7 protein-coding genes are annotated in these 14,661 nt (G+C 63.5%); 6 read left to right on the forward strand and 1 reads right to left on the reverse strand.

From position 1 onward, the window contains the following. Positions 1–19 precede the first annotated feature (19 nt). Positions 20–5,464 carry a two-partner secretion domain-containing protein gene (locus FH061_RS30515; protein ID WP_225984703.1) on the forward strand — a complete coding sequence of 1,815 codons (5,445 nt, stop codon included), beginning with the start codon at positions 20–22 and terminating at the stop codon, positions 5,462–5,464. Then, complete coding sequence (locus tag FH061_RS31015; RefSeq protein WP_225984704.1) at positions 5,433–6,371, forward strand: FecR family protein; 939 nt, start codon at positions 5,433–5,435, stop codon at positions 6,369–6,371. The genes FH061_RS30515 and FH061_RS31015 overlap by 32 nt, the downstream gene beginning before the upstream one ends. Positions 6,372–6,468: 97 nt before the next feature. On the opposite strand, the gene FH061_RS16530 is transcribed toward FH061_RS31015, so the two are convergent. Beyond that, positions 6,469–8,838, reverse strand: coding sequence for a GspE/PulE family protein (locus FH061_RS16530; RefSeq protein WP_151636943.1), 2,370 nt, complete (start codon positions 8,836–8,838; stop codon positions 6,469–6,471). A gap of 365 nt (positions 8,839–9,203) precedes the next feature. Here FH061_RS16530 and FH061_RS16535 point away from each other — a divergent pair, with 365 nt between their 5' ends. The 4 genes from FH061_RS16535 (at position 9,204) to FH061_RS16550 (ending at position 14,639) form a co-directional block, all read left to right on the forward strand. Then, on the forward strand, positions 9,204–9,971 hold the full coding sequence (locus FH061_RS16535; RefSeq protein ID WP_151636944.1) for a 3',5'-cyclic-nucleotide phosphodiesterase: 768 nt from the start codon (positions 9,204–9,206) through the stop codon (positions 9,969–9,971). 85 nt (positions 9,972–10,056) lie between these two features. Beyond that, entirely contained in the window at positions 10,057–11,688 is a 1,632-nt protein-coding gene (locus FH061_RS16540) for a GAF and HD-GYP domain-containing protein (RefSeq protein ID WP_151636945.1), read from the forward strand. A gap of 6 nt (positions 11,689–11,694) precedes the next feature. Beyond that, positions 11,695–13,983, forward strand: a complete 2,289-nt coding sequence (locus tag FH061_RS16545; protein WP_225984705.1) for a CHASE2 domain-containing protein — start codon at positions 11,695–11,697, stop codon at positions 13,981–13,983. 128 nt (positions 13,984–14,111) lie between these two features. Continuing rightward, positions 14,112–14,639, forward strand: a complete 528-nt coding sequence (locus tag FH061_RS16550) for an outer membrane lipoprotein (protein WP_151636946.1) — start codon at positions 14,112–14,114, stop codon at positions 14,637–14,639. Positions 14,640–14,661: the final 22 nt, after the last annotated feature.

Here is a 14,661-nt window from a genome sequence, read left to right on the forward strand (position 1 = left end):
GAACGAAGCTGAGGAACACATGAGACGCCAAGCAAGAACGAGCGGCAAGGACTGCGCGACTGCACCCCGGAACCTGAAGCGCCGCCTGCTGCCCATGCTCGTCGCGGGCTGCTGCCTGCCGTCCCTGTCGACAGGCAATCCGCTCGGCCCGCAAGTCGCGCATGGTCAGGCGGCGTTCAGCCAGCAGGGCAATGTGCTGTCGGTCACCAATACGCCCGGCGCGATCATCAACTGGCAAAGCTTCTCGATCAATCCCGGCGAAGTCACCCGCTTCCTCCAGCAGAACCCGAACAGCAGCGTCCTCAACCGCATCACCGGACAGGATCCTTCGCAGATTCTCGGCGCGCTGCAATCGAACGGGCGCGTCTTCCTCGTCAATCCCAACGGCATCCTGTTCGGCAAGGATGCGCGCATCGATGTCAACGGCCTCGTGGCTTCCACCCTGGCGATCAGCAACGAAGACTTCATCAACGGCCGCATGCACTTCAAGGCCGGCGACAAGGCCGCCGATCTGAAGAACCAGGGAGCCATCACCACGCCGTCGGGCGGCAAGGTCTATCTCATCGCGCCGAACGTGGAGAACAGCGGCATCATCACCTCGCCGAAGGGAGAGGTGCTGCTTGCCGCGGGCCATACGGTGCAGCTGGTGGATTCGCTGGACCCCAACATGCAGGTGGTGCTGAGCGCGCCCGAGCATGAGGCGCTCAATCTCGGGCAGGTCATCTCGCAGGCCGGCAGAACCGGCATGTTCGGCGCGCTGGTGAAGCAGCGCGGCGTCATCAATGCCGACAGCGCGGTGATCGGCGAGAACGGCAAGGTGGTGTTCAAGGCGAGCCGGGATGCCTTGCTGGAAACCGGCAGCCGCACCAGCGCGCGCGGCGCGGGCAAGGGCGGCGAAGTGATTGTTCAGGGCGACCGTGTCGCCCTGAATGGAGATGCGCAGGTCAGTGCCGACGGCAGGCAGGGCGGCGGCAGCGTGCTTGTCGGCGGCGACTACCTCGGGAAAAATCCGTCGGTCGCAAATTCCAAGCGCAGCTTTGTCGGCCAGGATGCCGTCATCAGCGCCAATGCCACGGAGAGCGGAGACGGCGGCAAGGTCATCATCTGGTCCGATGGCGCCACCGGCGTGTACGGCAGCATTTCGGCGGAAGGCGGCCCGCGATCGGGCAATGGTGGCTTTATCGAAACCTCGGGCGCAAAGCTGAGCGTGGCGGGAGCGCGTATTTCCACTTCGGCGCCGAAGGGAAGCGCCGGCAGCTGGCTGCTGGACCCCACTGACCTGAACGTGGTGAGCACCTTGGCTTCTAATGGAGGCACCGACAATGGAGAAGTGCTGGCGTCGGCAATCAACTCGGCAACAGGAGATGTCATACTGACCGCCACCAATAACATTACTATCAGCAGCGCGATTTCTCGCGAAAGCCAAAATCACGCCTTGGCACTGCAGGCCGGCAGCAATGTGCTGATCACCAACAGCATCAATACCAATGGCGGAAGCCTCAGCCTGCAGGCCGGCGCCGGCATTACACAGGATTCGGCAAGCGTCATCACCGCGAACCAGCTCACGGCGAGGGCATCGACAGGCAGCATTGCGATGGCCGGGTCAAACGCGGTCGGCAGTTTCACCGGATCGGCCGGCACGTCGATCGATTTCAGGAACGGGGCTACCGACCTCACGGTTGAAGGGCTTACCGCGGGCGCGGGATCGGCGGCGACCGTGAAGTCGGGCGCGAAGCTGACGGTCAACGGCATGAGTGCAGGAGCGGGAAGCGGCAGCAGGACGCTGTCGGCACAGGGCGACCTGGTTCTCAATGCCCCCTTTGCCGCCTCGGGCAATAGCGGAAGTGCATTCAAGCTGCTGGCCGGCGGCAATGTGAACATCAATTCGGTCATGACTGCCGGCGCTGCGCACGTGACGGTCATCGGCGGCTGGGACGGGGTGGATGCCAACCCGCAGATCAGTTCCAGCACCGCAAGCGGCATCCACTTCGGATCGGGCTCTGCGCTGAGCAGTTCCGCCACGGCGGTCTACAAGGCAGGCTCGGGCGGCATTACAACGACCGGCGCCGGCGGCGGAAACCTGCAGGCATTCATCGCGAGCCCCTACGTTGCCCTGTATTCCAAGGGCGGCATCTCCGTAGGGAAGTTCGATGGAGATCTGATGGCCAAAGCCGGCGGCGATATTTCGATCGCGGATTCCGGTGCGTTCGTGCTGCCGGGCGGTACCGCCTATGATACAGATGTGCTGGCAGGCGTATTCACCAGCAGCGGCAACATCACGCTCAAGGCTACCGGCAATGCATTGAGCACTATCGACGCTCCTGTCTCGGCAACAGGAACCGTAACGCTCAATTCCAACATGCTCAACGTGAACGCCGCCGTGAGCGGCGCAAAAGTGGCGCTGGCACCGGTGACGGACAGTACCCCGATCCAGGTCGCCACGGCCAATACCGCAAAGACCGGTTCGGGCATGCAGTTGACCGTGGCCGAATTGAACAGGATCAAGGCCGGCATACTCGCCATCGGCGATTCGTCAAGCGGCGCGCTTGAAATCCAGAAGCCATTGCTGGGCGGGCCTGGCGGGGCGCTTCAATATGTCACCGACGGCCTGAGCCTGAGGTCTGGGGGCGCCATTACGCAAACCACTGGCAGTACCATCGACGGCGGTTCGAAGGTGCAGGCCACCGGCAGCAGCGTTACCCTGACCGAGAGCAATTCGACGGGCGTCATCGCCGGCTCCGCCAACGCCGGCGACTTCAAGTACCGTTCGAGCAACGGCATCTCCGTACAGACCATTGATGGCGTCACCGGCATCAGCGTGCCGGCCGCAAAGAATGTGGAACTCGTCTCCACCCATGCATCGGCCGGCATCGGTCAGAGCAGCGCCATCACCGGCGGTCTGCTCCAGCTCCAGACGCGCGGTCCGGTGACGCTGGACAATCTGCTGAATGGCGTGGCAAAGGTAAGCACCGTGCTCAATGCCGACTCGTCCGGTACCGGCTCCTTTTCGCTGAAGAACGGATTGACCGCCGGCTGGGAAATTGCTTCCATTGTGGCCAAGGACCAGCCGATTGCCATCGAGTCCACGGCAGGCACCGCGACCGTTGCCGGAAGCGTGAATGCCGGCACAGGCAATGTGAGTCTTTCGGCGCCGAATCTGAGCCTGGGCGCCGCATCCGGCATCACCGGCGGCAGCGTCACGCTGACCGCCAGCAACAGCAACGGGACGATTACCCAGCAGGCCGGCGGCACGGTAAAGGGCACGGCGCTTCACCTGGTATCGGATAACCTCAGCATTGGTGGTTCGCTGATCGGCGGTTCCGGGACATCCTCGGAGGTCAGCTTTTCCACCATGACTTCGGGCCGCGACATGGAAATTGCGGGCACGACGGCGACTTCCAGTGCCTTGGGCATCACGAAATCCATTCTCGACAAGGTCAATCCGACCGGCTTCAGTGCGGGATCGATCGTCTTCCGCGCCAACAACGGCGCTGTCACCTTCAAGGGTGATTTCACCAGCCCCGGCAACGGCGGCGCATACACCAATATTTTCGCCGGTTCCATAGGCCAGGACGCCGCCACCTCGATCGGCGGCGGACTGCACGCAACCGCAAGCTCGGGATCCGTCGATCTGCAGGGAGCGAATACCATCAAGAATCTGGGAGGAATGATTTCCTCGAGTTCCTCCGGCTATGTGAAGATCAAGACGGGCGTGTCGAGCCTGAACATCTTCGGCGCCATTTCCGCGGGAACCGGCGGCCTGGAAATCACCAATACCGCTGGAGACATATCGATAGGCAGCGCCGAGGTCGCAAGCGGCGGCGGCGCCAAGCTGACTTCCGCCGGCAATCTTGCCATCTCCGGCGCCGCCGGGAATGCCTTCGTGAAAGCCGCATCGGGCATCAATCTAAATGTCAACGGCGATGTGAAGTTTTCCAGCACGGGCAGCAACAAGGCCTATGTCGCCTCCCTCTCGTCGGCGCCGGTCAATCTCACATTCAACAACATGACCGGCAAGGTCAGCTTCAACGACATCCAGGCAACCACGACCACGTCGAACAGCAATGGCTTCTTCACGAGCGGCATACCCGGCTCGGGCGGCAGCCCGGCCGTGCTGGGTACTACGCTGATCATCAACGGCGGCAATGCCGGAACACTCGCCACCGTTGCGACGACCACCAGCCCGCCATCGACGACGACGCCGCCGCCGCCGGCGCCAACGCCTCCGCCGCCTCCGAGCCTGGGCGAGTGCGTCGCGAATCCTTCGCAGTCGGGATGCGCTGCCGTGCTGCCGACACTCAGCCAGTGCACCACCGCGCCGGACACCGCCGGCTGCGGCGCCGTGCTGCCGAGCGTGGGCCAGTGCACGAGCGCGCCTTCCACCGCAGGATGTTCCGCCGTGCTGCCGACGCTTGCCGCCTGTACGACCGCACCGGCCACGGCCGGCTGCAGCGCGGTGCTGCCGACCTTGAGCCAGTGCACCAGCACGCCATCAGCCGCCGGCTGCTCCGCAGTGTTGCCGACGCTTGGGGCCTGTACGGCCACGCCGACCGCGGCGGGCTGCAGCGTGGTCCTGCCTACCCTGAGCCAGTGCACTGCCGCGCCGACGGATGCGGGATGCTCGGTCGTTCTGCCGACCCTTGCCGCCTGCACAAGCTCCCCTGACACCAGCGGCTGCAGTGCCGTGCTGCCGACCCTTGCCGCTTGCACAAGTGCCCCGACCGCGGCGGGCTGCAGCGTGGTCCTGCCGACCTTGAGCCAGTGCACCAGCACGCCGGCGGCTGCCGGCTGCTCCGCCGTCTTGCCGACGCTTGCCGCATGCACCAGCGCTCCCGCCACCGCAGGCTGCAGCGTGATATTGCCGACCCTGAGCCAGTGCACCGGCGCCCCGAGCACCGCCGGCTGTTCCGCAGTGTTGCCGACGCTTGCAGCCTGCACGGCTGCTCCTGCCGCGGCGGGCTGCAATGTGGTCCTGCCGACCTTGAGCCAGTGCACCAGCACGCCGGCGGTTGCCGGCTGCTCCGCCGTGCTGCCGACGCTTGCCGCATGCACCAGCGCCCCTGCCACCGCCGGCTGTGGCGCAGTGCTGCCGACGGTAGCGCAGTGCACGGCGACACCGTCGCTGAGTGGATGCTCCGTGGTGCTTCCGGTCGCCAGCAAGTGCACCGCGGATGCTTCCGCCGAAGGATGCTCGACGGTGCTGCCGAGCGTGACGCCGCAAGCGCGCCGCGCCTTGAACGATACCGTCGCTTCAAATTCGACCACGATCCTGTCCATGATTGCATCGGCCAGCGAAACTTCGACTGTCACCAGCCAGTCGCAAGCCCAGAAAAGCTCGGTTTCCGGCGGCAGCAGCGGAAGCGGCGACAAGGGCGAAACCAAGAGCAGCAGGAAAACCGCCTCCGCGGCGGCGGACAATGGAGTACTGAAAAATGAACCTGCAAAGAAGCTCTACTGCAACTAAGGCAGCCAGGCTGGCCGCGGCCGCCAGAGGGCTGGTCTTCCTTGGCACGCTGTCCGGGACGGAACTGTCGTTCGCCGCGCAAGTCGCGGGCACGGTAGCCAACCTGAGCGGACCGCTGATTGCCAAGAAGCCGGACGGTACGGTCAAGGTACTGTCGCTGAAGTCGGCGGTGGAAGAGGGCGATACGCTGATTGCCGAGAAAGACACCTATGCCCGCATCAAATTCACCGACAACAGCGAGATCACGCTGCGTCCCGGCACGCAGCTGAAAATCGACAGTTTCAATTTCGAGGAAGACAAGCCCGAAAAGGACAGCGCCGCCTTCAATCTCGTCAAGGGCGGCTTGCGCGCGGTCACGGGGTCGCTCGGCAAGCGCAGCAAGGAACGCTTCGGCATGAATACGCCGACGGCCACCATCGGCATTCGCGGCACCATCTTCATCGCGGAATATATTCCGCCGCCGTCCGGGCAGCCGGAACTCGCGGCATATGCATTCGCCAGCGTCGCGTCGGCCGATCGTCCTTATTCCAATGCGCTGACAGCGACCGATGCGCCACGGGCAGCGGCGCCGCTGGAGATATTGCCGCCGCGCGCCGGCACGCCGTTGCAGCTGGCGCAGGCAGGCGGGCCGCAGCCTTCACCCGGGGCCAATCCCGGGCGCGCGCCCGGCCTGTATGTGCAGGTGCTGGATGGCATGATCAACCTGAGCAACCAGGGTGGCTCTCAGGATTTCATGAGCGGGCAGTTTGGCTACTCTGCCAGCAGGACGCTGCCGCCGGTCGTCGTGCCGAATAATCCGGGCATGCAGTTCACCCCGCCGCCGGTGTTCAATTCGAGCATCGCGCCGCAAGGCGGCGGCAATACCGCTTCGGGCAACGGCAGCGAGGTCGACTGCGAAGTGCGCTGAAGCGGCCGCAGTCAGCACAAACAACAATGCCGCGGCATGACCGCGGCATTGTTTCATCTTCAAGCGCTCTTGCAGGCAAGCCTGCTTCGCCTGCGCGTTATTTGATGCACACCGCTCGCACCTGCTTGATGTCGGTAATGCCCGACAGGATCTTTTCGATGCCATCCATCTTGAGCGTCAGCATGCCGTCTTCGAGCGCGGCCGCCAGCATCAGCGCGACCCGGCTGTGTTCCTGGATCAGCCGCTTGAGCTTGTCGGTGCCGAGCATCAGTTCATGCAGGCCGACCCGGCCCTTGTAGCCGCCGCTGCACTGGTCGCAGCCGACCGCGCGATAGAGGCGGAACTTGCCGCTGCCGTCGGCATAGTGTTTTTTCCACTGGGCCAGCACCGCCTGCTGGCCCGCCTGCGGATCCTTGAATGCTTCGGTGTTGCGCAGCTCCTCGCAATACTCGGCAAGCAGCAGCTGCAATTCCTCCGCGTTCGGCTCGTAGGCCTGCTTGCAGTGCGAGCACAGGCGCTTGGCCAGGCGCTGCGCCAGCACGCCGAGCAGGGCATCGGCGAAGTTGAACGGGTCCATACCCATGTCGAGCAGGCGCACGATGGATTCCGGCGCGCTGTTGGTGTGCAGCGTGGCAAACACAAGGTGGCCGGTGAGCGATGCCTCGATGCCCATGGACACGGTTTCCTTGTCGCGCATCTCGCCGACCATGATCACGTCCGGATCGGCGCGCAGGAAGGCGCGCATGGCAGTGGCGAAATCCAGGCCGCTCTTGCGGTTGACCTGCACCTGGCGCAAGCCTTTCTGGGTGATTTCGACCGGGTCTTCCGCGGTCCAGATCTTGGTTTCCGGGGTATTGAGATGATGCAGCACCGAATGCAGCGTGGTGGTCTTGCCCGAGCCGGTCGGACCGCAGACGAAGAACAGGCCGTAGGGTTTGCTGATCGCGCCGCGCAGGCGCTCCAGGTTGTGCGGCAGCACGCCGAGCTTGTCGAGCGGAATGGGCTCGCCGGCCGCAAGAATGCGCATGACGATGTCCTCGACCCCGCCGGCCGAAGGAATGGTGGCGACGCGCAGCTCGATGTCGAGCGGACTGAATTTCTTGAACTTGATCTTGCCGTCCTGCGGCTTGCGGCGCTCCGAGATGTCGAGGTCGCACATGATCTTGATGCGCGCCGCGAGCGCATTGCGGTAGCTGCCGGGGATCTCGATGTAGGGCTCCAGGGTGCCGTCCTTGCGGAAGCGGATGACGGTCTTTTCCTTGCCGGGCCGCGGTTCGATATGGATGTCGGACGCACCCTGGCGGTAGGCATCGATGATCACCTTGTTGACCAGCTTGACAAGCTCGTTCTCGGCCGCCGCCGACAGATCGGCTTCCGACAGTTCGGGGGCATCGTCGTCATCGCCGCCTTCCAGGCCGGACAGCAGGTCGCCCACCGAGGCGGCGTCGCCTTCGCTGCCGAAAAACAGGTCGACGGTCTGCCTGAACTCGCGCTGGGTGGTCACGCGGTAGATCAGGCGCGCCTTGGGAAAGACGTTGTTGACGATGCGCGCATTGCGCACATGTTCCGGGTCTGTTGCGAGGATGACCATGCCTTCCGGTCCGTCTTCAATGGGTATCCACTGGTTCTGCTCGACGAATTCGCGCTTGAGATGCCTGAGCAGGTCGACCGGCTTCACCCTGTCGCCGCGGAAACCGTCGTAGGGCACGCCGAAGAACTTCGACAGGGCCTGGCCGATGACGGACGGCTTGACCTGGAAGTCCCGGATCAGCACTTCCTCGATATCTTCGCTCTTGCGGCGGGCGGAGCGCGTCGCCAGTTCGAGCTCGCCCGCGGCAAGCACCGCTTCGGCCACCAGCGCCCCATACTTCGACTGGATCACCGGGGCGGGCTTGAGGCGCTGGGTATAGGCGATGGCCAGCGTCTTGCACAATTCCCTGATGCCTTCCTCGGCCACCTGGGAAAAGGCGCCGCCGCTGCGGTTGTTGATCAGCTGGACGGCGCCGAGCAGGCTATTGTTCTGCTGGTCGACCAGCGGCGCCACCAGCATCTGCCGGGTGCGGTATCCGGTCTGCTGGTCGACGCCGCGCTGGAACTGCAGCTCCGGCGAAAGCGCCTTGAGCTCGCCGTCGTCGTAGACGTCGCGCAGGTTGAGCACCCGCCGCGACATGGCCGCATAACCGGCGATGCTCTGCGAGGAGATGGGCAGCTGGAAATCCTTGAAGGAATTGAGGCCGGTTTTCAACCTCGACACGATGCAGGTCTTGTCCTCGCTCAGCACGTACAGCGTCAGCCGGTCGCTGTCGAACAGGTCGCAGATATCCTGCGACAGGTCGAGCATGATCTCGTCGAGATTGCTGGTCGCGTGAATCTTGTTGGTGACGGCTTGCAGCTTCTTGAAGAAGTTGAGCCGGACATTGACATCGTCCGCCCCGCCGGTTTTGGGTGTTCCGAGAACCGCGCTCATGTGGCCCTGTTTTTCCGTTCGTATTTCACAAATGGCAATCCTTGCCGCTTTCCTCTGCCGCCCACTCCGCGTTCCCCTTGCAAGCCTTGCAACATTCGCGGTCCGATGCAGGACGATGGTGCGAAACGTCATCATAAAAGATGCCGTTGCGTAAATGTATCACCGCGCCGGTCTGATTTTTACGACGCCGCCATGTGGTGACGAAAAAGCCGCAATCAAGCGGTTTCAGTCTACAATCGTTCAAAAAAGCAAAGGGGGGCGGTGAATCGGAATCTGGCGGCATATCGCCAGGCGCTGTGGCACCGGCCAGGACCGCGGATGTGCCGCATAAAACCATTCCGCCCGGGCATGCCGGGCATTGCGCGATGAAGCTTCAAGTACTTGGATGTGCGGGTGGCATCGGTGGTCGCGAACGATTGACCACCAGCCTGCTCGTCGATGACACCATTCTGCTGGATGCCGGCACCGGCCTGACCAGCCTCGCTGTCGACGAGCTGGCCAGGATCGACCATGTGTTCATCACGCACAGCCATCTCGATCATGTCGCCGGCCTCGCGCTCTTGGTCGATGCGGTGCAGGGCCGGAGAGCCACGCCGATCACCGTGCACGCCACCGAAAGAATCGTCAGCGCGCTGCAGCGCCATCTGTTCAACTGGGTGCTGTGGCCCGACTTCGCGATGATTCCCGACAAGGCGAGTCCTTCCATGCAGTGGAGCGTGGTCGAGCATGGAGCCACCGTGACCTTCGATGGATGCAGCCTGACTTCGCATGCGGTCAACCATACCGTCGGTTCGGCTGCCTACCTGGTGCAGAACGATCGCTCGGGCTTCCTGTTCACCGGCGACATGGCCTCCACTCCGGAACTGTGGGAGGCGATGCGCAATGAAAAGCGGCTGTCCAAGATCATCGTCGACTGCTCATTCTCCGATGCCGAAATGGAACTGGCGGCGCGCTCCATGCACTTCTGTCCGAGCTCGCTGATCGAAGACATCCATGCCGTACCGGACGCGGTTGAATTTCTCATCTATCACCTCAAGCCCGGCCAGGAAGACCTGATCATGCAGCAGCTGGAAAGCGGTGGGCGCGGACGCGGTTTCAGGGCGCTCAAGTGCGGGGACATATTCGAATTTTGACCGTTCATTGAAACGGATGCAGCTGCCGCAGGGGAACCGGAGTGCGGCGGACAACTCGACAAAACGCAGCGGCGGCAGGCAGACCATGACCGATCAGAGCTACAGGGAAATAGCCAAGAGGCTTGAAAAGCTGACCGAACTCAGCCTGGAGCTGAGCACCAACCGCGATATCGCGCTGCTTCAGGACCGTATCCTGAAAGCCGCCAAGAGCATGACGCATTCGGACGGCGGCACCCTCTACCGCATCAGCCCGGACGGCCGCAGCCTGAGTTTCCATATCTCGATCAACGATTCGCTCGGCATGTACCAGGGTGGCGTCAGCGGTCACAAGATCGATATTCCCGACCTGCCGCTCTATCTTTCCGACGGCAGCAGGAATCTTGGCTCGGTGGCCGCCTATGCCGCCAATACCGGCACCTCGGTCAACATCGCGGACGTCTACCAGGCCGAGGGCTTCAACTTCTCCGGCATGCGCCAGTTCGACGAGCAGTACAACTATCATTCGCAGTCCTTCCTGACGGTGCCGATGCGCGATCATGAGGACGAGCTGATCGGCGTGCTGCAGCTGGTCAACGCCAAGGACATCAGGACCGGCAATTCGAAACCGTTCAGCGATACCGACCAGCGCTTCATCGAGGCGCTCGCTTCGCAGGCGGCGATCGCGATCACCAACTCGCAACTGATCGCGCGCCTGGAAGACCTGTTCGAATCCTTCATCAAGCTCATCAACATCGGCATCGACGAAAAGTCGCCGCATACCGGCCGGCACTGCGAGAATGTGCCGGAGCTGACCATGATGCTGGCACAGGCGGTGCACGACACCGGCACCGGACCTTTCGCCGGCTTCGAGATGACCGACCGCGACCGGCGGCAGCTCTGGATCGCCGGCCTGCTGCACGACTGCGGCAAGATCACCACGCCGGTGCATGTTGTCGAGAAGGCGACCAAGCTGGAAACCATCTTCGACCGCATCCACCTGATCGATACCCGGCTCGAAGTGCTCAAGCGCGACGCGGAGATCCGGGCGCTGAAGGAAAAGCTCGGGCATGGCGGCGACACCCGCCACCATGACGAAATCAACCGCCGCCTGTCCGCCGAACTTGCCCGCATCGACGATGACCGCAAGTTTCTGCGCCACGCCAATGTCGGCAGCGAAAGCATGTCGGCCGATGACCAGAAGCGGGTGATCGACATCGCGCGGCAATACCGCTGGACCGGCCCCGATGGCGAGGAATGCGATCTGCTCAACGACGAGGAAATCGGCAATCTGAACATACGCGCCGGCACGCTCAATCCGCAGGAGCGCGACATCATCAACAACCATATCTCGGTGACCATCCGCATGCTGGAGTCGCTGCCCTGGCCGAAGCATCTGCAGAACGTGCCGGAATACGCGGGCGGCCACCATGAGCGCATGGACGGCCATGGGTATCCGCGCGGCCTGCGCGGCGACCAGATGTCGGTGCAGGCGCGCATGATGGCGATCGCCGACATCTTCGAGGCGCTGACCGCCAAGGACCGTCCGTACAAGAAGGGCAAGAGCCTGTCGGAGTCGCTGCGCATCCTCGGCGGATTCCGCCTGCGCAATCACATCGATCCGGACCTGTTCGACGTCTTCGTCCGCAAGAAGGTTTATCTCGAATACGCCAGGCGCTTCATGGACCCGGCGCAGATCGATCACGTCGACGAGAGCACGATACCGGGCTATACGCCTTGAGACCGCATGGGGTCAGGTGAGAACATCATGCGGCGCCTCCTGCACAAATACGGCCTGCGCTGGCTGGCCGGGCTGATCCTCACGCTGGCGGCCGCCGCCACCGCCCTGCATTACCTGCCGACCGCGCTGGTCGACCGCATCGACGTATTCGCCTACGACATGCGCATGCGCCTGGAGAAGCCCGAACTCGATCCCCGTATCGTCATCGTCGACATCGACGAGCGCAGCCTTGCCGAAGTCGGGCGCTGGCCATGGAGCCGCGATACGGTCGCCAGGCTGATCGATCGCCTCGAAGAGAAATACCATGCGCGCGCCATTGCCTTCGACGTGATCTTTTCCGAGGCCGACACCAGTTCCGGCTATGCCACGCTGGAAGCGCTGGCGAAAAAGGAACTGCGCGACGTCGACGGCTTTCGCGAACGCATCCGCGCGCTCAAGCCGCGCTTCGACTATGACGCGCGCATGGCGGACTCGCTGCGCGACCGGCCGACCATCCTCGGCTATTACCTGTCCAACGAGCCGTCCGCCGCCAGCAAGGGGCTGCTGCCGCCGCCCGCATTCACGGTCAGCCATTTGAAGGGAAGGGAGATCGAGTCTCCCGTGTATCGCGCCTACAGCGGCAATCTGGAAAGCCTGCAGGCCGCCGCCAAGGCCGGCGGCTTCATGAACCCGACGCCGGATTCCGACGGCGCGATCCGCCGCCTGCCGCTGCTTGCCCGGGTGGGCGACAATTACTACGAGTCGCTGGCCCTGGCCACCGCCCGTGTCGGCCTCGGCGCCGGCGTGGTGCGGCCGGTGTTTTTCTCCAGCGACGAAACCCTGTTCTCGGCAGAGCTCAGCCGCAGCTACGGCGCGCTCAAGGCCATCCGCATGAACAGCAAGCCGCAGTCCACCGTGGTGCCGCTGGAGCGCAACCTGACCGCGCTGGTCAACTTCCGCGGACCGGGCGGCCCGCAGGGAGGGCACTTCCGCTACGTGTCCGCCGTCGACGTTCTCAACGGGACCGTGCCGATGGAACACCTGGCCGATGCCATCACCCTGGTCGGCACCACCTCGGCGGGCCTCAAGGACCTGCGCGCGACGCCGGTCAACATCGATTATCCGGGTGTGGAACTGCATGCCAATATCATCGCCTCGATACTCGATGGCGACTTCAAGCAGCAGCCGGATTTCAGCGTCGCCATCGAACTGATTCAGATCGCGGCCATCGGCCTGATGCTCGGACTGCTGCTGCCGGTGCTCACGCCGGCATGGGCGATCCTGATCTCGCTTGCCGGCGCCGCCCTGGTGATCGGCTGGAATTATGCGATGTACCATGTCTTCAACTGGGTCGTGCCGCTGGCGGCGGCCATGCTGCTGATCGGCGCGCTGTTCGTCTTCAACCTCGCCTGGGGCTATCTGTTCGAATACCGCAAGGGCAGGGCCATGGTGAACCTGTTCGGCGAATACGTCGCGCCCGAACTGGTGGCGGAAATGGCGGCCAATCCGCAAAGCTACAGCATGGAAGGCGAGAGCCGGGAACTGACGGTGCTGTTCTGCGACGTGCGCGGCTTCACCACGATCTCCGAAGGACTGGATCCCAACTCCCTGCGCGAATACATCAATCTCTACCTCACCGCCATGTCGGAAGACATCCGCGGCAACCGCGGCACGCTGGACAAGTACATCGGCGACGCGGTGATGGCATTCTGGGGCGCGCCGGTGCATCTGCCGGATCATGCATCGCGCGCGGTGGCCACCGCATTGCAGATGCAGCGTACCGCGCAGCGGCTGAATGCGGATTTCATGGCGCGCGGCTGGCCGCCGCTGAAGATCGGCATCGGCCTCAATACCGGCGACATGCGCGTGGGCGACATGGGATCGAAGATCCGCCGTGCCTATACCGTCATGGGCGATGCGGTGAACCTGTCGTCGCGACTGGAAGGCATTACCAAGGTGTATGGCGCCGGCGTGGCGGTCGGCGCGGCCACGCGTGCGGCCGCGCCGGAATTTGCGTATCGGGAACTGGATCGGGTGCGGGTCAAGGGCAAGAGCGAACCGGTTCCGATTTTCGAGCCGGTATGTCTGCAGGAAGAGCTGGATGATGCGGCCAGGAACGAACTGGAGCAGTGGCATGCCGCGCTGGCACTCGTGCGAGGGCAGCGATGGGAGGAGGCGGATGCCGGGCTTCGAGCCTTGCATGCCCGGCATCCGGACGACATGCTCTACCGGCTGTACATCGAGCGGGTTGCGCATTACCAGGCGCATTCCCCGGGGCCGGACTGGGATGGCGTTACGAGCTTCGACACGAAATAAGGTGCAGGCTCCCGGCCCGTGTTCGCCTCGATACAAGTTGTTGCAATCGTTACGCGCCGACACTGGCTTCGGTAATCCGGCTGTCGTTTAATGAGCGCATACATCATCATTCCGACAGTGAGCCAGCAATGAAAACCAACACATCCAGAATCCTCGCCACACTGCTCGCCGGCACCGTGCTCGCCGGTTGTGCAAGCCCCAACTATCCGCTCTCGGCGTCATCTTCCTCCTATCCTTATCCGGCGTCGCCGGCGCCTTCGCCGTCGCCCTATCCCTACCCCGCGCAGACGACGACCCAGCCGGGCTACGGCTATCAGTACGGCACTGTCGACTCGATCCAGATGGTGCAGGGCGCTGCGGCCGCAGCCAATGGCGGCATTGGCGTCGGCACTGTGGTCGGCGGCGTGGTCGGCGGTCTGCTAGGCAACCAGGTCGGCGGCGGCAGCGGCAGGAAAGCGGCGACGGTGGCCGGCGTGATCGGCGGTGCCGTGGTGGGAAATCAGATGGAACAGCGCAACAATCAGGCGCGCAATGCCTATCAGGTCGGCGTGCGCCTGGATAACGGCGCTTACCGCACCATCGTGCAGGACAATGTCGCCGACCTGTATGTCGGCGGCCGGGTGCGCATCGAAAACGATCGCGCTTACCGACAGTAACTTTGGCAGTTGCGGTTACTCC

The organism is Noviherbaspirillum aerium (assembly GCF_008929045.1).
GTDB classification, from domain to species: Bacteria; Pseudomonadota; Gammaproteobacteria; order Burkholderiales; family Burkholderiaceae_D; genus Noviherbaspirillum; species Noviherbaspirillum aerium.

Coding starts and splice junctions, on each gene's coding strand:
- FH061_RS31015 (WP_225984704.1), top strand. CDS start 5,433: ATGAACCTGCAAAGAAGCTCTACTGCAACTAAGGCAGCCAGGCTGGCC.
- FH061_RS30515 (WP_225984703.1), top strand. CDS start 20: ATGAGACGCCAAGCAAGAACGAGCGGCAAGGACTGCGCGACTGCACCC.
- FH061_RS16530 (WP_151636943.1), bottom strand. CDS start 8,838: ATGAGCGCGGTTCTCGGAACACCCAAAACCGGCGGGGCGGACGATGTC.
- FH061_RS16545 (WP_225984705.1), top strand. CDS start 11,695: ATGGGGTCAGGTGAGAACATCATGCGGCGCCTCCTGCACAAATACGGC.
- FH061_RS16535 (WP_151636944.1), top strand. CDS start 9,204: ATGAAGCTTCAAGTACTTGGATGTGCGGGTGGCATCGGTGGTCGCGAA.
- FH061_RS16540 (WP_151636945.1), top strand. CDS start 10,057: ATGACCGATCAGAGCTACAGGGAAATAGCCAAGAGGCTTGAAAAGCTG.
- FH061_RS16550 (WP_151636946.1), top strand. CDS start 14,112: ATGAAAACCAACACATCCAGAATCCTCGCCACACTGCTCGCCGGCACC.